This is a genomic window from Xanthobacter sp. 91 (assembly GCF_000702385.1).
Classification (GTDB): Bacteria; Pseudomonadota; Alphaproteobacteria; order Rhizobiales; family Xanthobacteraceae; genus Xanthobacter; species Xanthobacter aminoxidans.
On sequence record NZ_JNIB01000001.1, the window covers coordinates 2,479,547 to 2,498,015 of the forward strand.

Below are 18,469 nucleotides of genomic sequence, written 5' to 3' on the forward strand. Positions count from 1 at the left end.
TGATCCCGTTTCAGGCGATGGTGAAGCTCGGGGTGATGACCACCTCCGAGCGCAGGGAATTGGCCACGAAGCATTCGTCGTGGGCCTTGTCGTGCAATGCCGCCACGTCCTCGGCCGTCGGCGTTTTGTCACCGGAGAAGACGATGGCGGGGTTGAGCGCGATGCGGGAAATCCAGGTCTTGCCCCGCTCGGTCTTGCCGAACGCGGCCATCACCTTGTCCTCGTAGACGTCGATGCAGAAGCCGCCGCGGCGGGCGAAATCCAGCACGAACAGCATGTGGCAGGCGGAGAGGGAGGCGGCGAGCGCCTCCTCCGGATCCACCGCATCGGCCTTCGACAAGGGCAGGCGGACCACCGCGGGCGAGGACGAGCCGGGCACGGTCAGCCCGTCGAACATCCATTGGTGCGCGCGGGGATAGCGCCCGTCCGTGAAGACGGCGTCGCCGCGCTCCCAGCGGACGGCGGCAATGGGGGTGTCGTCGCTCATGGTGTCCGCCTTTCCGTGCGTCAGAGCGTGTCGAGGAAGGCCTTGTAGGCGGCCTCGTCCATGAGCTCGGACAGCTCGTCGGGCTTCGTCACCTTGAGCTTCAGGAACCAGCCCTTGCCCTCGGCATCCTCGTTGACGAGGCCGGGGGCGCCTTCCAGCTCGGAATTCACCTCCACCACCTCGCCGGAGATGGGGGCATAGACCTCGCTGGCGGCCTTCACGCTTTCCACCACGGCGGCTTCCTTGCCGCGGGTGACGGACTTGCCGATCTCGGGAAGCTCCACGAACACCACGTCGCCGAGCTGGCCCTGGGCGTAGTCGGAGATGCCGACCACCGCCACGTCGCCGTCGATGCGGACATATTCGTGGTCCTTGGTGTAGCGCACGGTCATGATCAGCCCCCGGTTTTCTGCTTGCGCGCATAGCGCGTGGGTACGAAGGGAAGGGCGGTGACGACGGCCGGCAGGGCCTTGCCGCGCACCAATATGTCGAGGCGGGTGCCGGGCGCGGACAGCGCCGGCGGCACATAGCCTATGGCGATGGGCGCCTGCAGCGTCGGGGCGAAGCCGCCCGAGGTGACGCGGCCGACGATCTCCCCATTGGAGGCGATCTCCGCGCCCTCGCGGGCCGGGGCGCGGCCCTCCAGCTTCAGGCCGACGCGCACACGGGCGGGACCTTCCGCCAGCTCGCGCTGGACACGCGCCGCGCCGGGAAAGCCGCCGTCCTGCCGCCGCCGCTTCTGGATGGACCAGACGAGCGCCGCCTCGATGGGCGAGGTGGAAAGGTCGATGTCGTGGCCATAGAGGCAGAGCCCGGCTTCCAGCCTCAGGCTATCCCGGGCGCCGAGGCCGATGGCCTTCACCTCCGGCTCGGCCAGCAGCGCCGCCCAGAGGGCGGGCGCATCCTCGGCGGCGACGGAGATCTCGTAGCCGTCCTCGCCGGTATAGCCGGAGCGGGAGACCTCCACCGGCACGCCGTCGAAGGACAGGGGAAGGGCGGTCATGAAGTCGAGGTTCGCCGCCTCCGGGCAATGGCGCGCCATCACCATGGCCGCCTCCGGGCCTTGCAGCGCGACGAGCGCCCGCTCGGGGCGCTGCACCAGCTTCACGCTGTCGGGGAGATTGGCTTCGATGTGCGCGAAGTCGTCACCCTTGCAGGCGGCATTGACCACGAGGATCAGCGTGCCGTCGGCGTCAGGGTCCGCCGGGCGGGTGGCCATGAAGTCGTCTCGGATGCCGCCGTCTTCGGCGGTGAGCTGCGAATAGCGCTGCTTGCCGGGGGCGAGGGCGACGAAATCCGCCGGGGCGAGGGCTTCCAGCGCCCGCGCGGTGGTCTCGTGGTCCGGGCCGACGAGCAGCGCCTGGCCCATGTGGGAGACGTCGAACAGGCCGGCATGGGTGCGGGTCCAATTGTGCTCCGCGAGGATGCCCTCGGGATACTGGACCGGCATGAGGTAGCCCGCGAACGGGACCATGCGCGCGCCGAGCGCGCCATGGGCGGCGGCGAGCGGGGTTTCGAGCAGAGGCTCGGAGGGGGAATGCGAATCGGGGGACGATGCCAATGGAGGCTCCGGGACGAACAGCGCCAATTTCCGGGCCTGCCGAACCCCGTTTCCGGTGGTCCTGCGCGGCCCGCGCGGCGCCCCCTCTGTCTGCCGACCTGAGAGATTTCACCGCGCCTCGTGGAAGGGCACGGCTTACTCCTTCGGTGAGCCCAGCCGCGCCCTTCAAGGCGCAGCACGGCTGCTTTCCAGAGTTTCGTCCCCCTGCGGCCCTTGGTGCCTGAGCGGTTCCGGGGCGGTTGCGCCTTCGGCGCCGGCACACCTCAACTCAAGGGTGCCGGTCTCTCCCGCAGGGATCGTCCGATGTCTTGCGTTCCCTCCGCCCTTTTCGCCGGGGCAGCTGGAACGCGGGTGCAGCATAGGCGTTTGCCGCCCGCCGTCAACGCAAGAGCGGGGGAGCCCGCCACACGCCTTCGCGTTGACGCCGGGCGGCTGCATTCCTAAGTTCGCGCTCCTTTTCCGGAGCCTGTCATGTCCTCGTCCGAAGCCTCGCCTGCGCCCGTCGATCCCACCCAGCTCGCCGCCGAGCTGAAGGCGGTCGCGGAAACGGCCACCGCCTGGCCGTTCGAGGAAGCGCGCAAGCTGGTGGAGCGGCTGAAGAAGCGGCCCAAGGACGAGGTGCTGTTCGAGACCGGCTACGGCCCCTCGGGCCTGCCGCACATCGGCACCTTCGGCGAGGTGGCGCGCACCACCATGGTGCGCCACGCCTTCCGCATCCTCACCGAGGACAAGGTGAAGACGCGCCTCCTGTGCTTCTCCGATGACATGGACGGGATGCGCAAGATTCCCGAGAACGTGCCGGACCCGGCCGCGCTCGTGCCTTACCTCCAGATGCCGCTCACCAAGGTGCCGAACCCGTTCGGCGGCGACTACCCGAGCTTCGGCGCGCACAACAACGCCATGCTCCGGCGCTTCCTCGACACCTTCGGCTTCGACTACGAATTCGCCAGCGCCACAGAATACTACTTCTCCGGCAAGCTGGACGCCGTGCTGCTGAAGGCCGCCGAGAAGTACGACGAGATCATGGCCGTCATGCTGCCCACCCTCGGCGAGGAGCGGCAGGCCACCTATTCACCCTTCCTGCCCATCTCCCCCACCTCGGGGCGCGTGCTCTACGTGCCGCTGAAGAAGGTGGACGCCAGGGCCGGCACCATCACCTTCGACGACGAGGACGGCACCGAGCTGACCCTCCCCGTCACCGGCGGCAAGGTGAAGCTGCAATGGAAGCCGGATTTCGGCGCCCGCTGGGCGGCGCTCGACGTCGATTTCGAGATGTTCGGCAAGGACCACCAGACCAACGCGCCGATCTACGACAAGATCTGCCAGATCCTCGGCGGCACCGCGCCGGAGCATTTCGTCTACGAGCTGTTCCTGGACGAGAAGGGCCAGAAGATCTCCAAGTCCAAGGGCAACGGGCTCACCATCGACGAGTGGCTGACCTATGCGAGCCCGGAGAGCCTCGCGCTCTACATGTTCCAGTCGCCCCGCTCGGCGAAGAAGCTGCACTTCGACGTGATTCCGAAGGCGGTGGACGAGTATTTCAACTTCCTCGCCCGCTATGCGCAGCAGGACTGGAAGCTGCGCTTCGGCAACCCGGTCTATCACATCCATGCGGGCAACCCGCCGGATGTGGACATGCCGGTGAGCTTCACCATGCTCCTCAACCTCGCCTCCGCCTCCAACACGGAGGATGAGAGCGTGCTGTGGGGCTTCCTCAAGCGCCACGTGCCCGGCGTGTCGGACCAGACGCACCCCAAGCTGCATGAGCTGGTGGGCTATGCGGTGCGCTATTTCCATGACTTCGTGAAGCCCAACAAGGTCTTCCGCACCCCCGACGCGGTGGAGCGCGACGCCCTCGAAAAGCTCGACGCGGCCCTCGCGGCGCTGCCGGCGGGCGCCAGCGCGGACGACATCCAGACCGTGCTCTACGACGTGGCCCGCCCCATCCCGCGCTATCAGGACCTCAAGGCCAAGGGCGCCACGCCCGAGCGGCCGGGCGTCTCGGTGGAGTGGTTCAACACGCTCTATCAGGTGCTGCTGGGCCTGGAGCGCGGCCCCCGCTTCGGCTCCTTCGTCGCCATCTACGGGGTGGCCGAGACGCGCGAACTGATCCGCAAGGCGCTGGCCGGAGAACTGGCGGCGGCGTGAGCCGTCGTGCTCCCTCTCCCCTTGCGGGAGAGGGCTGGGGTGAGGGGTGTCGCGCCCTTCGTCCCAACGCCTTGAAGGCGGAAGCAGCCCCCCTCACCCCCGGCCCCTCTCCCGCGAGGGGAGAGGGGAGGCGCAAGCTGTCATGGCGGGGCGATCCATGGTTGGGTCGGGCGGCAGGAATCCCGGGTGCAATCGTCGTGGCCGGGCTTGTCCCGGCCATCCACGTGGTTCGGCCGGGAATGGCTTTTCGAGAGTTATTCTGTCGGCCCGACGTGGGTGGCCGGGACAAGCCCGGCCATGACGGCGGTTGAGTTTACAGGCATCGCCCCCTCCAGCCCACCTACGCCGGCATCTGGAAGCTGAGCAGCTTCTTCTGCGGGAAGTCGTAGAGCTTGCCGGTTTCCATGAAGGTGGGCAGGCACAGGGGCAGGATGGCCTCCGCCGCCTCTTCCGGCGCCGGCAGGCTGGACGGGTCCTCGCCCGGGAAGGCCTTGGCGCGCATCAGGGTGCGGATGGGGCCGGGGTTGAAGAGGTTGACCTTCAGGTTGCCCGACACGCTCTCGTCCGCCCAGGTGCGGGCCATCACTTCCAGGCCCGCCTTGGTGATGGCGTAAGGCCCCCAATAGGCGCGCGCCTTGCTCGCCGCGCCGGAGGTGACCACCACCGCCCGGCCGGCCGGGGAGAGCTTCAGCAGCGGATCGAAGGAGCGCACGCAGCGCCAGTTGGCGGTGAGGTTCACCGCCACCGTGTCCTCCCAGTCCTTGGGAAAGACGTGGCCCAGCGGGGAAAGCGGGCCGAGCACGCCGGCATTGGCCACATAGATGTCGAGCCGGCCGTAGCGCTCGTAGAGCGCGCCGCCGAGCCGGTCGATGCCGTCGGAATCCTTGAGGTTCAGCGGCACCAGCGTGGCGCTGCCGCCCACCGCACGGATGGCGTCGTCCACCTCCTGCAACCCGCCTTCCGAGCGGCCCACGCACACCACATGCGCACCGGCTTTCGCCAGCGCCACCGCGGTGGCGGCGCCGATGCCGCGCGTGGCGCCGGTGACGAGGGCGATCTTTTCGGCAAGCGGCCGGTCGGTCACGGTCGGATGTCCTCTTCCTTGGGGGCGCGGGTTCAGCCTGCGGCCCGGATCTCCACCGAGGGCGCGGAGCGCTCGGCCGGTCCGTGATACACCGCCTCGATGTTGTTGCCATCGGGGTCGAGCACGAAGGCGGCGTAATAGTCCGCGTGATAGGGGCGCAGCCCCGGCGCCCCGTTGTCCGTGCCGCCGGCGGCGAGGGCAGCATCGTAGAAGCGCTGCACGGTCTCGCGGTCCTGAGCCTGGAAGGCGATGTGGGCGCGGCCCGTGAGCGGCTCGCCGACGCTCACGCACAGCTCGTCGGCGAAGAAGAAGTCTTCGGCATCCATGATGGGCACGCCGAGCACCTCCATCACCGCGCCGTAGAAGCGGCGCGCGGGGGCGATGTCGCGGACGACAAGCTGGATGTGATCGATGAGCCGGCCGCGCTGCCAGCTGTTCATTTCCACCATGCCGCGTCTCCTTCCGTTACGGCAGCTTTATGCCGCCGCGCCGGAGACGTCGCAAGGCTGAGGGGGTTCCCCTCAGCTCGCTTCGGCGAGCAGCGAGAGCTGCTGCTGGGCCACCGCGCCGGCGCGGTCGGTCAGCGGGGTGGGATAGTCGCCGGTGAAGCAGTGGTCGGTGAACTGCGGCTTCACCGGGTCGCGGCCCTCGAAGCCCATGGCGCGGTAGACGCCATCCACCGAGAGGAAGGCCAGCGAATCCGCGCCGATGTAGCGGCGCATGCCTTCCAGATCGTGGGTGGCGGCGAGCAGCTTGTCCCGGTCCGGCGTGTCGATGCCATAATAGTCGGGGTGGGTGATGGGCGGCGAGGCGATGCGGAAATGCACCTCCTTGGCTCCGGCATCGCGCATCATCTGCACGATCTTCACCGAGGTGGTGCCGCGCACGAGGCTGTCGTCCACGAGGACGATGCTCTTGCCCTCCACCACCGAGCGGTTGGCGGAATGCTTCATGCGCACGCCCTGGTCGCGGATGGACTGGGTGGGCTGGATGAAGGTGCGGCCGACATAGTGGTTGCGGATGATGCCCAGCTCGTAGGGGATGCCCGAGGTCTGGGAGAAGCCGATGGCCGCCGGCACGCCGGAATCCGGCACGGGGACGATCACGTCTGCATGGGCCGGGCTTTCGGTGGCCAGCACGCGGCCCATGTTCTTGCGCACCTGATAGACGGAGCGCCCGCCCACCACGGAATCCGGCCGGGCGAAATAGATGTACTCGAAGATGCAGGGCCGCGCCGCCATCTCCGGGAACGGCTTGAAGGACTGCACGCCCTCCTCGTCGATCACGATGACCTCGCCGTTCTCGATGTCGCGCACATAGCGCGCGCCGATGATGTCGAGGGCGCAGGTTTCGGAGGCGAGGATGGGGGAGCCGTCCAGCGAGCCGAGCACCAGCGGGCGGATGCCGAGGGGGTCGCGGGCGCCGATGAGCTTCTTGTTGGTGAGCGCCACCAGCGAATAGGCGCCTTCCAGCGCCCGGATGGCGTCGATGAAGCGGTCGATGAAGCGCGGCTTGCGGGAGCGTGCCACGAGATGGAGGATCACCTCGGTGTCCGTGGTGGACTGGGTGATGGCACCTTCGCGCACCAGCTGGCGGCGCAGGGTGAGGCCGTTGGTGAGGTTGCCGTTGTGGCCCACGGCGAAGCCGCCCGCGTCCAGCTCGGCGAACAGGGGCTGCACGTTGCGCAGCAGGGTCTCGCCGGTGGTGGAGTAGCGCACATGGCCCACCGCCGCGTCGCCGGGCAGGCGGGCGATGACGCCGGCGTCGGAGAAGGCGTCGCCCACGAGGCCGAGGCGGCGCTCGGAATGGAAGCGGCGGCCGTCATAGGAGACGATGCCGGCGGCTTCCTGTCCGCGATGCTGGAGGGCGTGGAGGCCGATGGCGGTGATCGCCGCGGCCTCGGGGTGATTGTAGATGCCGAAGACGCCGCATTCCTCGCGGAGGCGATCGCCGTTCAGGTCGAGATCGAGATCGGCGCGACCACCCGCGAGGGGTTCGCCATCCGTGCGGAAGGAATCTCCGCCGGCCACTGAGATCGGCCCGTCACATCCCAAGTCCATCATGCACCCTCCGCGCGGGCCGGTCAGGCAGCGCCGTGCGAGCTTGCGCCGGGAGGTCGGAGCGGGAACACCCATAGCGCGGAAGGCTCAGCGCCCCCGCGTGGATGTCCCGGCCGGCCGGCCGGTCAGTTGCTGCCCCCAAAAAGAAACCTACCGCTGTCCCCCCGTCGGGGCGGCCGGGGCGGCAGGCGTGTCGCCCTCCTCAGCGGCGGGCGGCTTCTTCAACTTGTTCAAAATGGTGTTTTCAGGGTCATCCGGCAACTGCGCCTTCAGCCACTCCCCCGCTTTCGTGATGGCGGGGAGCGATTTTGCGTTGGCGACCCACGGGGGCTGCTTCTCGGGCGGCACCAGCCAGTTGAAGAACAAGAGCGCGATTACCATCAGCAGCAGGCCGCGGGCGAGGCCGAAGGCGAAGCCCAGCGTGCGGTCGAGGGCGCCGATTCGGCTGTCGAGCACCAGGTCCGAGATGCGCGCGGTGACGATGGAGGCAATGAGCAGCGTGCCGAGGAACAGCAACGCCACCGTCACCGCAAGAGCGGCCGAGTCCTGCGAGATGTATTGCTTCACCACAGGCAAGGCGGACTTGTAGAAATAGACGGTGACGCCGGCCGCGACAGCCCAGGACAGGATGGAGAAGACTTCCCGCAGAAAGCCGCGCACCATCGCCAGGATGCCGGAAATCAGCATCACAGAGAGAACGATAATGTCGAGCAAGGTTATGGGCATCGGCGCATCGATCCGTGATGGGCGCACCGCCAGACGCGCATGCGCGCGACCCGCCCACCCCCGGAGAGCCCAGCCGCGGGGCTGATATAGCTTGCGCGCCCGCCCGCGTCACCTTTCCTCGTCGTCGCCCCAATCCGCATGCTGGACGGCCCTTTGCGGGGGATTGCGGTCGTTCGAGCCCCGCGTTTCGCGCATGGCAGTGTCGCGCGTCTCGCGCGGAGCCCGGCGGGGCGCGCTGGCCGCGATGCCGGCCACCAGCTCCGCCAGGGAGGAAACCGGCCGCACCGTGACCGGCGGGTCCAGCCCGTCGAGGCCGCCGGAGGGGATGACGGCGCTGGCGAAGCCGAGCTTCGCCGCCTCCTTCAGCCGCGCCTGCGCCTGCGAGACGGGGCGCACCGCCCCCGTGAGGCTCGCCTCGCCGAAATGCACCGCATCCGCCGGCAGGGGCGCGCCGGTCAGCGAGGAGACGAGGGCGGCGGCCACCGCGAGGTCCGCCGCCGGCTCGCCGATCTTCAGCCCGCCGGCGACATTGAGATAGACGTCGTGCCCGCCGAGCCGCACGCCGCAGCGGGCATCCAGCACCGCCAGCACCATGGAGAGGCGGTTGGGGTCCCACCCCACCACCGCCCGGCGCGGGGTGCCCAGCGAGGAGGGGGCGACCAGCGCCTGAATCTCCACCAGCACCGGGCGCGTGCCCTCCATGCCGGCGAACACGGCGGTGCCCGGCGCCCCGGCGTCGCGGTTGGAGAGGAAGAGTTCCGAGGGGTTCGCCACTTCGGACAGGCCGCGCCCGGTCATCTCGAACACGCCGATCTCGTCGGTGGGGCCGAAGCGGTTCTTCTGGGCGCGCAGGATGCGGAACTGGTGGCCGCCGTCGCCCTCGAAGGAGAAAACCGCATCCACCATATGCTCCACCACGCGCGGGCCGGCGATCTGCCCGTCCTTGGTGACATGGCCGACGAGGATGACGCAGGCCCCGGTCTGCTTGGCGTAGCGCACCAGCAATTGGGCGGAGGTGCGCACCTGCGTCACCGTTCCGGGCGCGCTCTCCACGCTGTCCGACCACATGGTCTGGATGGAATCGATCACGACCATGTGAACGGGCGGCCCGCCCGACAACGTGGCGATGATGTTCTCCGCATTGGTCTCGGCGGCGAGGCCCACGTCCGCCTTTTCCAGCCCCAGCCGCTGGGCGCGCAGGCGCACCTGATCCACCGCCTCCTCGCCGGAGACGTAGACGACGCGCTGCCCGCGCTGGGCCAGGGCCGCCGAGGCCTGCACCAGCAAGGTGGACTTGCCGATGCCGGGATCGCCGCCGATGAGCAGGATGGAGCCGGGCACGAAGCCGCCGCCCGCCACCCGGTCCAGCTCGCCGATGCCGGAGACGAGGCGCGGGGCGGGCTTGGCCGTGCCCTCCAGCTTTTCCAGCACCACCGCGCGGCCCTTGCGGCCGGAGCGTTGCGCCGCCGGCACGCTGGCGGCGACCGCGACTTCCTCGGAAATGGTGTTCCAGCCGCCGCACGCCTCGCACTTGCCCTGCCAGCGCGTGTAGACCGCTCCGCAGGACTGGCAGATGAAGGACGTGTCGCGCCGGGCCATGAAGATCACCCTCGGCGCGGGCAGGCCGGCCGGGTCTGGAGGAGAGGCCCGAATCTCGGGCGATGTTCTCTATATACCCCATCGGTCGCGCGGTGGGTCGGTCAAGGCCCCAGGCTTCGCCTCCGGGGTTGCGCGGCATCTGCGGCGCATCCCCAGATGGCGGGAACGGAACACCTCTGCTAATCAGCCTGCGCTGCCCTTTTCCGTCATGTCAGGGGATCGCCCGTGTTCCGAGACAGCCCTGCTTCCGCACCCACGCCGCAAGAGCCGGCCCGGCCCGCGCCGGCCGCCGGCCAGCCCGCCGAATGGGTGCGCGCGGCCACCGATCCCGCGGCCTTCACCGCCGAGCAGCAGGCGCTGGGGCGGGTGTGGACCTTCCTCTGCCTCGACGGGGAGGTGGCGCAGGACGGCCAGTGGTTCCGCACCGATCTCGGCGGGCGCTCGGTCTTCATCCAGCGCTTCGGCGACCGGCTGCGCGGCTTCGAGAATGTGTGCGCCCACCGCTTCCACCCCATCCGCCGCGAGCGCAGCGGGAAGGGCGCCATGGTCTGCGCCTTCCACCACTGGCGCTACAATGCCGAGGGGCAGGCGCTGGGCATCCCGGTCTGCGACGAGGCCTACGGCTGCCTGCCGAAGCAGCTCAACGCGCATCTGAAGCCCATCGAGGTGGAGGCGTTCGCCGGCCTCGTGTTCGGCCGCTTTCCCGATCCGGAGGGGGAATCGCTGGCGGACTTTCTCGGCGATGCCGCGCCCATGCTCGCCGCGCTCTGCCCGCCCGGGCGCACCTTCACCCGCTTCGGCGGCGAGGTGCCGGCCAACTGGAAGTTCCTCACCCACGTGACGCTGGACGACTACCACATCGTCGCCGTTCACCCCTCCACCTTCGGCGCCAACGGCTATCTGAAGGCGAAGGAGGTCACCTATGCCCGCTTCGGCCGGCACAGCGCCTATACCACCGAGCCGGGGGATGACCCGCTGGGGGGCGTGCTCGCCGATTGCCGGGCCGGCACCTACCGCGCCCGCGACTATCTGATCGTGAACCTGTTCCCCACCTTCGGGGCGTCCCAGTTCCACGTCATCGATCTCCTCGGCCGCTCCTATTATGCGGTGATGGTGCTGCGCTATGCGCCGCTGGCCCATGACCGCTCGCGGCTGGAGGGCTGGCTCATCGAGGGGCCCATCGCGCCGCCGCGGCCGGGGCTGCTCGGCGTCTTCGACCGCTTCGCGCAGAAGGTGATTTCGCGCATCGTGCCCTTCTATGCGCGTCGCGTGCTGGCCGAGGACAATGCGGTGTGCGAGGGCCAGCAGGAGGTCGCCCGCCAGATCACCGAGGACCAGCGCCTGAGCCCCGCCTTCGAGAAGCGCATCGGCTGGTTCGAGGAGACCTATGCGGCGGAGATGGCGGCCGCACGGGAGCCCGCCGCCCCCAAGCCCTTCGCCCCTCAGCCGCCGATGTAGCGGCGGGCGTAGCGGGCGCCCAGCGAGGTGAGCACCTCGTAGCCGATGGTGCCGGAGCGGGCGGCGAGGTCGTCCACGCTGATGCCGTCGCCGAGGAAGACCGCCACGTCGCCCCGCTGCACCGTGCCCTCGGGCAGGTCGGTGATGTCGAGGGTGGCGAGGTCCATGGAGACGCGGCCCACGAGATGGCAGCGCCGGCCGGCGACCACGGCCTCCACCCCCTTGGCGAGGTCGGAGGAGCCGGCGGCCCGGAACAGCCCGTCCGCATAGCCGATGGAGACGGTGGCGAGGCGGCTCGGCCGCTTCAGCCGCTCGGCGGCGCCATAGCCCACGGTCTCGCCGGCCGCGACGCTCGACACCTGGATGATCTTCGCTTCCAGCCGCACCACGGGGCGTAGCGGCGGCACGCCGGTGATGGCGACGCCGCCGTAAAGGAAGATGCCCGGCCGCACCAGCTCGAAGCGGAAATCGCGGCCCAGCAGGGTACCGGCGGAATTGGCCAGCGAGCCCGGCACGCCCCGGAAGCGGCGGATCACGTCGGCGAACACCGCGCGCTGGCGGGCGGTGAGGGCGTGGCCGGGGGTGTCGGCGCAGGCGAGGTGGCTCATGACGAGGCTCGGCGTGAAGCCGAGCATCCTGCGCGTGCCGGCGAGCTGCACCGCCTCGTCCACCGAGAGGCCGAGCCGGTTCATGCCGGTATCCACATGGAGCGCGGTGGGCAGGTCCGCCCCCTGGTCGCGGCAGAAGTCGCTCCATTCGGTGATCTCGGGCACCGAGCCCAGCACCGGCCGCAGGCGCGCCGCCGCATGGTCGGCGGCGGTCTCCGGCAACAGGCCGTTCAATACGTAGATCACCGCCTCGGGCAGCAGGGCGCGCAGTTCGAGCGCTTCCTTGAAGTGGGCGACGAAGAAGGTGCGGGCGCCCGCCTTCCACAGGGCCGGGGCGACGCGGTCGATGCCGAGGCCGTAGGCGTTGGCCTTCACCACCGCCGCGCATTCGGCCGGGGCGGCGAGCGCGGCAAGGGTGCGCCAGTTGTCGGCGATGGCGGACAGATCGACGGTGAGGATGGCGCCGGCTTCGCGCGCCTCGCGCGCGGCCTGGTCTGCTGCCGCAGCGCTGGCGGCGGGGTCCTCGGGGGCCTGCGGCTCGCCGGTCAGTGGCGATCCGGCAGGTGGTCCTCCCGCGCCAGGTTGGAGAAGCGGGTGAATTGCGGCTCGAAATGCACCTTCACCGTCCCGGTGGGGCCGTGGCGCTGCTTTCCGATGATGATTTCGGCCGTGTTCTCGGCCGCCTTCATCTCGATCTCCCACTTGAACCACTCCTCTGTGCCGGGCTTCGGCTCCTTGCTCTTAAGATAATACTCCTCCCGGTAAACGAACATGACGACGTCGGCGTCCTGCTCGATGGAGCCGGATTCACGCAGGTCCGAAAGCTGCGGCCGTTTGTCGTCGCGGGCTTCCACCTGACGCGAGAGCTGGGACAGGGCCATGACCGGCACCTGCAGCTCCTTCGCCAGGGCTTTCAGGCCCGTCGTGATCTCGGTGATTTCCTGCACGCGGTTCTGCGACGACGCCTTGGACGAGCCGGAGAGCAGCTGGAGATAGTCGATGACCATGAAGTCCAGCCCGCGCTGGCGCTTCAGCCGCCGCGCCCGCGCCACCAACTGGGCGATGGAGATGCCGCCGGTGTCGTCGATGTAGAGCGGGATGGTCTGCATGGTCTGGGCGGCGGCGGCGAGCTTTGAGAACTCGCTTTCCGAGATGTCGCCGCGGCGGATCTTGTAGGAGGCGATCTCCGCCTGCTCGGCGAGGATACGGGTGGCGAGCTGCTCGGCCGACATTTCCAGCGAGAAGAAGCCCACCACGCCGCCGGATACCGTCTCGGTGGAGCCGTCCGGCCGGGTCTCGCCGCGATAGGCGGCGGCGATGTTGAAGGCGATGTTGGTGGCGAGCGAGGTCTTGCCCATGGCCGGTCGGCCGGCGAGGATCACCAAGTCCGAGGGCTGGAGGCCGCCCATCTGGTGGTCGAGGTCGTCGAGGGCGGTGGCGATGCCTGAGAGGTGGCCGTCGCGCTGGAAGGCCTTGGAGGCCATGTCCACCGATTCGCGCAGCGCCTCGCCGAAGCGCTGGAAGCCGCCGTCGTAGCGCCCGGTCTCGGCGATCTCGTAGAGGCGCTTTTCCGCCTCCTCGATCTGGTCCTGCGGGGTGGCGTCCACCGGGGCGTCGTAGGCCTCGTTGACGATCTCCTCGCCGATGCGAATCAGGTCGCGCCGCACCGAGAGGTCGTAGATGGTGCGGCCGTAATCCTCGGAATTGATGACGGTGGTCGCCTCCGCCGCGAGGCGGGCGAGGTATTGCGGTCCGGTGAGGCCGGCCACGTCCAGGTCCGCGGGCAGGAAGGTCTTGATGGTGACCGGCGTCGCCAGCTTGCCGGCGCGGATCAGCGCCGAGGCCAGCTCGAAGACGCGGGCGTGGATGGGCTCGTAGAAATGGCGCGGCTCAAGGAAGTCGGAGACGCGGTAGAAGGCCTCGTTATTGACGAGGATGGCGCCCAGCAGCGCCTGCTCGGCCTCCACATTGTGCGGGGCCTGGCGATAGGTGGGTTCGAGGTCGCCCTTGTCCGACAGATCGAGCATGAAGCCGGCAATCCCTTGGTTGGGCAATTCTTGGGTTTGGGCAATTTTTTTGCTTTGGGAAGGTGGTGTAGCAAGAGCGAATGCCCCTGCGCCAGCGGCGCGCGGGCCGATTTTTCCCCGGTGGATGATTGTGGGGATAACGGGCAAAGCGCCGCCGGCTAATGGTACCGGACGCCGCCACCCGCGCCTTGCGTCCCGTGTGCGGTGCGGCAGAGTCCCGGAACCGTCCATGACAATAGGGCGACGCAGCTTGAACGGGGCGGAAAGTGAGCCGCGGTGCGGATTTCGCGCGGTTCTCTTTGCCAGCCGCCGCAAGGTGCGCTACAGGCTTCCCCCGGCGGCACTGAGGGGAAAAGTGATGCGTTCTGTCCAGTCCGGAGCGTCGCGGGCGGCCGCGCGTGGGGAGCCCGTGTTGCGCGCGCGGGTGTTGATGGCGGCCGTTCTCGCACCGTTGGTTGTCGCGCCTTCTCTGGCGCTGGCCCAGGGCGATCCGCTGGCGCCGCCATCCGATCTCGGCGCGGGGCCGCTGCCGGTGCCCGTGGACGGCACCGCCATCTACGGCCAGAACCAGCCGCCGCCGGAAGGCTACATGGCCGTTCCCGTGCCGCCCTCCACCTGCTCCGGCGTCCGTCAGGTGGTGCGCCAGCAGGGCTTCATCCTCGTCCCCACCGGCGGCGGCAACGCCCAGCGCTACGTGCTGGACCAGCGCTATTGCCAGGACGACCAGACCACCTCTCCGGCCTGGATGCCCACCACGGACAATCCCCGCTGCTTCGTCGGCTACACATGCGGCGAGGCCAACAATGACGGCGGCAACTGAAACCACCCCTTTCTGAGGGCCGCGCCGGCCATGCGTGTCACCCCTGACAGCGTGCTCTTCATCACGATCGACTCCTGCCGTTACGATACCTTCGTTTCGGCCAATGCCCCGGCCATGAAGACGGTCTCCGCCCTCTACAGGGCGCAGGCGCCGGCGCATTTCACCTATGCCTCCCACGCCGCCATGTTCGCGGGTTTCACCCCCGGCGTGGCGGAACTGGCGACGCCGTTCCTGAACCCCAAGTTCGCGCGGCTCTTCCGGCTGGATCGCGCCGGCGCGGCGGGCCATGCCCGGCCCGGCTTCTCGGTGAGCGGCACCGACATCGTGGACGGCTTCCGCAACGCCCGCTACGCCACCATCGGCGCGGCGGCCATGGGCTGGTTCGATCCCAAGACGCCGGTGTCGAAGAAGCTCACCGGCAGCTTCGAGCAGTTCCTGTTCACCGGCGACAAGGGCATCGCCACCCAGCTCGCCTTCATCGAGAAGCAGGCGGCGCGGGAGACGCGGCGCGACCTGTTCGTGTTCCTCAACGTGGGCGAGACCCATGTGCCCTATTATTTCGAGGGCGCGCCGTGGGACCGCACGGACAATCCCTGCCTGCCGTTCCAGAAGGTGGACCGCTCGGCCGAGTGCCGCGAGCGCCAGCGCCTGTGCTGCGAGTATGTGGACCGCAAGCTCGCCCCGCTGCTGGAGCGCTTCGCCGGCGCCACCATCGTGCTGTGCGGCGACCACGGCGATTGCTGGGGCGAGGATGGCCTGTGGGAGCACGGCATCGCCCACCCCATGACGCTCACCGTGCCCCTCCTCATCCGCTACCGCGGCCAGCCGGTGCAGGACCTGCCGGCCTGACGCGGGTCAGGTCACGTCGTCGCGCTCGTGGACCTCGCGCCTATGTCACGTCATCGCGCTCGTGGACTTCGCGCTCGTGCGCCTGCCATTGCAGGGCCGAGGGCGGGACGAGGAGGCTGAGGGCGGCGGGGGCGAGGGCGTAGCGCAGCGGCAGGGTTTCGCGGGTCACCTCGCCGTCGGTCGCCACCCAGGCGCGGCGGCGGCGGGCGTGGATGGTGACGCGCCGGGCGGAGAAGGAATGGATACCCGGCGCGCCGCGCCAGGCATCCACCAGCACCTCGGCGCCGGTGCGCAGCCGCGCGAGGGTGCCGCGATCCTCCGCCACCAGCACCTCCAGCTGCCCGCCGTCGAGACGCGAGCGGTGCCAGCCGGAGGCGTCGAAGGCGTTCACCGTGACGAGGGCGGCATAGGCGTCGATGGATTCGCGGGCGCCCGCCACCTCCACCTCCAGCGACATCCGCCCGGAGCGGAACACCGCCCGCCCCAGCGCCATGAACCAGCCGAAGACGCGGCCGCGGTCGCGCAACTGCTCCCGCGCCATGGCCATCTGGCTGAAGAAGCCCACCCCGGATACGCCGTGGAAGGGCCTGCCGTTGAGGGTGCCAAGATCCACCCGCATGGGCTTTGCGTCATGCAGCGCCTCCAGCGCGCCCATCAGGTCGCGCGGCAGGCCGATGTCGTAGGCGAGGAGGTTCATGGTGCCGAGCGGCAGCACGCCGAGGGTCATGTCGGTGTTGGCGAGCACGGACGCGGCATAGGAGACGGTGCCGTCGCCGGCACCCACCACCACCGTATCGTAGCCGTCGCGGGAGGCCGAGGCGATGGCGGCCGCCATGGCGTCGCCTTCCGCCACCACCACGTCCACGTCGAGGTCGGACCGGGTGAGCGCGCCATCCACGATATCGCGCACCTTGTCGGGGCCCATGTCGTGGACGGTGCCCGCTTTGGCATTGAGTACGACCCGCATTCGCCGCATCGTGACATCCTCCAGACCGGCACAAGCGTTGACGCGGCCGGGTGGTTCCCTGTCATCCCGCCACATCCGTGTCGCGGGCGCCGATCCGAGGTGCATCATGTCCATCGCCCCGACCGGAGCAAAGGGCTCCTACATCTTCCGGCTGCGCGCGGGAATCCTGGTGCTCGCCGCCTCGGTGCTGCTGTGCTGGGTCGGCGGGCATTTCGTCGCCCGGCAGTTCGGCCTCGGCCTCGGCTGGGCCATCCTGATCGCGCTCGCCATCTGGACGGGCGTCGGCATCCTCATCGCCCGGCTGGATACGCGAATCTATTACGGAACGGCCCTCGCGGTGACGCTGTTCCTCGCCTACCTCGTCTACGATTTCACCCGCTCGGCGCTGGACTGGTCCAATGGCGTCGCCCTCACGCTGGCGGTGCTCGCGACGGTGCTGCTCGCCTTCACCTTCCACGATTTCCGCCGGCTGAAGCACGAGCTGCGCCTGTGGGCCTACCGCCGGTAAGGCAACTTCCTGTTGCGTTGCAGCAGGTTGTGTTGTGCGCGCGGCCGGGCTCAGGCTTGACTTTCCCTCGAGGGAACCATCCAAGTAGGCGCAGGGCGGCCGATGCGACCTAGGGTGGCGGGCGGCTGTGCCGCCTCCAGGTCGCGCGTCCGATGTCGGGCGGCGTCGGTGGGCGGAGCATGTCGGACGGACGCCTTTATATTTTTGCCGGACCTATCGTCTCGCTGCTGATCGCCATCGTGTTCCTGCTGGTCTGGCTGCACGATCGCGAGCGCCGCTGCGGGCTCTATTTCGCGTCCGCCTTCTGCGCCTATGCGCTGGCCGCGCTCATCCAGATCACCGGCTTTCCCCGCGAGGCGGGCCCGAACGCGGTGGTGTCGGCCATCGTCTACACCTTCGCCGTGCTCACCCTGGTGGAAGGCGTGCTGGTGCGGTTCGGCCGTGCGGGGTCGGGGCGGCTGCTGCTCGTCATGGCCTGCGCCATCGTCGCGCTGGTGTTCTATTTCTTCTATTTCGACCGCGATCTGGTCGCCCGCATCTATGTGCAGAATCTCGGCTACGGCACCATGTTCGTGGTCGCGGCGGTCAAGATGGTCGCCCTGGAGCGGCGGCGGCCCATCGACCGGCTGCTGTTCTGGGCCTTCCTGCTGTTCGGCCTGCACTTCTTCATCCGCACCGGCCTCACCATGCGGATCTCCGGCGACCTCTTCGAGATCGACCGGATGCGGGAGAACGGCGCCGACCCCGCGGATCTCGCCGCCTTGTTCCGCGCGACGCCGTTCTGGCAGGTGCTGAACTTCTCCCTGCTCATCAGCGGCCTCCTGCTCGCCCTCGCCCTGCTCGGCTCCATCGCCGCCGACGCCATCGACGAGATCCGCCGGGAGGGCCGCTCCGATGCCCTGACCGGCCTCGGCACCCGCCGCGACTTCATGGAGCGGGCGCGGGACATTCTCGCCGATCCCGGCGCGCGGCCGGTGACGCTCATCGCGTTCGACATGGACCGCTTCAAGCAGATCAATGAGGATTTCGGCCCCACCTCCGGCGACCGGATGCTCTCCGTAGTCGGCCGCCTGATCCTGCAGGAGACCTCGCCGCGGGATGCGGCGGCGCGCATGGACGGGGAGGAGTTCGTGGTCCTGCTGGCGCGCACCAATCGCGTCGGGGCCTCCCGCGTAGCTGACCGGTTGCGCGCGGAACTGGACTTCGCGCGTCTCTCCGTGCTGCCGCCCCACGCCACCGTCACCGCGAGCTTCGGCGTGGCCGAGCAGCGGCCGGGCGAGAGCCTCGACAGCCTGTTGAGCCGGGCCGAGGGCCTCGTTGCCGTGGCGAAGGCCGAAGGGCGCGACGGCCTCGCCACCGACGCGCCGGCCCCGGAGCAGAAGCTCGAGCCGGAGTATCGCGAGCCGCCGGAGGCCGATGCGCAGGATGGCGCCCAGGAAGACGCCCAGGAAGACGCGCAGGACGACGCGCAGGAAGACGCGCAGGATGGCCCGCCCGATGCGCCGGAGGCGCGATCCCTCCCGCGGCCCGGCGGGCGGCGGATGCTGTGAACGGCCGGGCTTGATCT

The 18,469-nt window shown here is 69.3% G+C and carries 17 protein-coding genes and 1 riboswitch; of the genes, 6 read left to right on the forward strand and 11 right to left on the reverse strand.

The annotated features are described in order from the left end of the window. Positions 1–10 precede the first annotated feature (10 nt). From A37E_RS0111720 to gcvT, 3 genes are read right to left on the reverse strand one after another with little or no spacing between them, the layout of a single operon-like run. A complete protein-coding gene (locus tag A37E_RS0111720) occupies positions 11–487 on the reverse strand; it encodes an OsmC family protein (RefSeq protein WP_029556757.1) in 477 nt (158 codons plus the stop codon). 20 nt (positions 488–507) lie between these two features. Next, positions 508–879 (reverse strand): glycine cleavage system protein GcvH, encoded by a 372-nt coding sequence (gene gcvH, locus A37E_RS0111725; RefSeq protein WP_029556758.1) that lies wholly within the window; start codon positions 877–879, stop codon positions 508–510. A gap of 2 nt (positions 880–881) precedes the next feature. Beyond that, positions 882–2,048: a glycine cleavage system aminomethyltransferase GcvT gene (gene gcvT / locus A37E_RS0111730; protein ID WP_029556759.1), complete on the reverse strand. Its 1,167-nt coding sequence runs from the start codon at positions 2,046–2,048 to the stop codon at positions 882–884. A gap of 197 nt (positions 2,049–2,245) precedes the next feature. After that, positions 2,246–2,348, reverse strand: a riboswitch (glycine riboswitch). 171 nt (positions 2,349–2,519) lie between these two features. Between gcvT and A37E_RS0111735 the strand changes: the two genes are divergently transcribed. Then, positions 2,520–4,196, forward strand: a complete 1,677-nt coding sequence (locus A37E_RS0111735; protein WP_029556760.1) for a lysine--tRNA ligase — start codon at positions 2,520–2,522, stop codon at positions 4,194–4,196. 340 nt (positions 4,197–4,536) lie between these two features. Here A37E_RS0111735 and A37E_RS0111740 read toward each other — a convergent pair whose 3' ends face one another. The 5 genes from A37E_RS0111740 to radA all read right to left on the reverse strand — a co-directional run bounded on the left by A37E_RS0111740 (position 4,537) and on the right by radA (position 9,665). Next, on the reverse strand, positions 4,537–5,280 hold the full coding sequence (locus A37E_RS0111740) for an SDR family NAD(P)-dependent oxidoreductase (RefSeq protein WP_029556761.1): 744 nt from the start codon (positions 5,278–5,280) through the stop codon (positions 4,537–4,539). A gap of 32 nt (positions 5,281–5,312) precedes the next feature. Next, a complete protein-coding gene (locus A37E_RS0111745) occupies positions 5,313–5,729 on the reverse strand; it encodes a VOC family protein (protein WP_029556762.1) in 417 nt (138 codons plus the stop codon). A 72-nt stretch (positions 5,730–5,801) separates the two neighbouring features. Further along, on the reverse strand, positions 5,802–7,340 hold the full coding sequence (gene purF / locus A37E_RS0111750) for an amidophosphoribosyltransferase (RefSeq protein ID WP_029556763.1): 1,539 nt from the start codon (positions 7,338–7,340) through the stop codon (positions 5,802–5,804). Positions 7,341–7,490: 150 nt separating this feature from the next. Beyond that, positions 7,491–8,066: a CvpA family protein gene (locus A37E_RS0111755; RefSeq protein WP_024277148.1), complete on the reverse strand. Its 576-nt coding sequence runs from the start codon at positions 8,064–8,066 to the stop codon at positions 7,491–7,493. 108 nt (positions 8,067–8,174) lie between these two features. Continuing rightward, complete coding sequence (radA, locus tag A37E_RS0111760; protein ID WP_029556765.1) at positions 8,175–9,665, reverse strand: DNA repair protein RadA; 1,491 nt, start codon at positions 9,663–9,665, stop codon at positions 8,175–8,177. A gap of 225 nt (positions 9,666–9,890) precedes the next feature. Here radA and A37E_RS0111765 point away from each other — a divergent pair, with 225 nt between their 5' ends. Beyond that, positions 9,891–11,123: an SRPBCC family protein gene (locus A37E_RS0111765; RefSeq protein WP_029556766.1), complete on the forward strand. Its 1,233-nt coding sequence runs from the start codon at positions 9,891–9,893 to the stop codon at positions 11,121–11,123. Here A37E_RS0111765 and alr read toward each other — a convergent pair. Further along, positions 11,108–12,280, reverse strand: coding sequence for an alanine racemase (gene alr / locus A37E_RS0111770; RefSeq protein WP_081837817.1), 1,173 nt, complete (start codon positions 12,278–12,280; stop codon positions 11,108–11,110). The genes A37E_RS0111765 and alr overlap by 16 nt on opposite strands. Continuing rightward, entirely contained in the window at positions 12,277–13,758 is a 1,482-nt protein-coding gene (locus tag A37E_RS0111775; protein WP_029556768.1) for a replicative DNA helicase, read from the reverse strand. Before A37E_RS0111775 ends, alr begins: the two co-directional genes overlap by 4 nt. Positions 13,759–14,188: 430 nt before the next feature. Here A37E_RS0111775 and A37E_RS25940 point away from each other — a divergent pair, with 430 nt between their 5' ends. After that, a complete protein-coding gene (locus A37E_RS25940; RefSeq protein ID WP_156026295.1) occupies positions 14,189–14,578 on the forward strand; it encodes a hypothetical protein in 390 nt (129 codons plus the stop codon). A gap of 30 nt (positions 14,579–14,608) precedes the next feature. Further along, positions 14,609–15,427: a hypothetical protein gene (locus tag A37E_RS0111785; protein WP_029556770.1), complete on the forward strand. Its 819-nt coding sequence runs from the start codon at positions 14,609–14,611 to the stop codon at positions 15,425–15,427. Positions 15,428–15,467: 40 nt separating this feature from the next. On the opposite strand, the gene A37E_RS0111790 is transcribed toward A37E_RS0111785, so the two are convergent. After that, positions 15,468–16,394, reverse strand: coding sequence for a diacylglycerol kinase family protein (locus tag A37E_RS0111790; RefSeq protein WP_245279318.1), 927 nt, complete (start codon positions 16,392–16,394; stop codon positions 15,468–15,470). Between the two features lie 106 nt (positions 16,395–16,500). Between A37E_RS0111790 and A37E_RS0111795 the strand changes: the two genes are divergently transcribed. Both A37E_RS0111795 and A37E_RS0111800 read left to right on the forward strand, forming a co-directional pair. Continuing rightward, a complete protein-coding gene (locus A37E_RS0111795) occupies positions 16,501–16,902 on the forward strand; it encodes a hypothetical protein (RefSeq protein WP_051678965.1) in 402 nt (133 codons plus the stop codon). A gap of 179 nt (positions 16,903–17,081) precedes the next feature. After that, on the forward strand, positions 17,082–18,452 hold the full coding sequence (locus A37E_RS0111800; protein ID WP_051678966.1) for a GGDEF domain-containing protein: 1,371 nt from the start codon (positions 17,082–17,084) through the stop codon (positions 18,450–18,452). Positions 18,453–18,469: the final 17 nt, after the last annotated feature.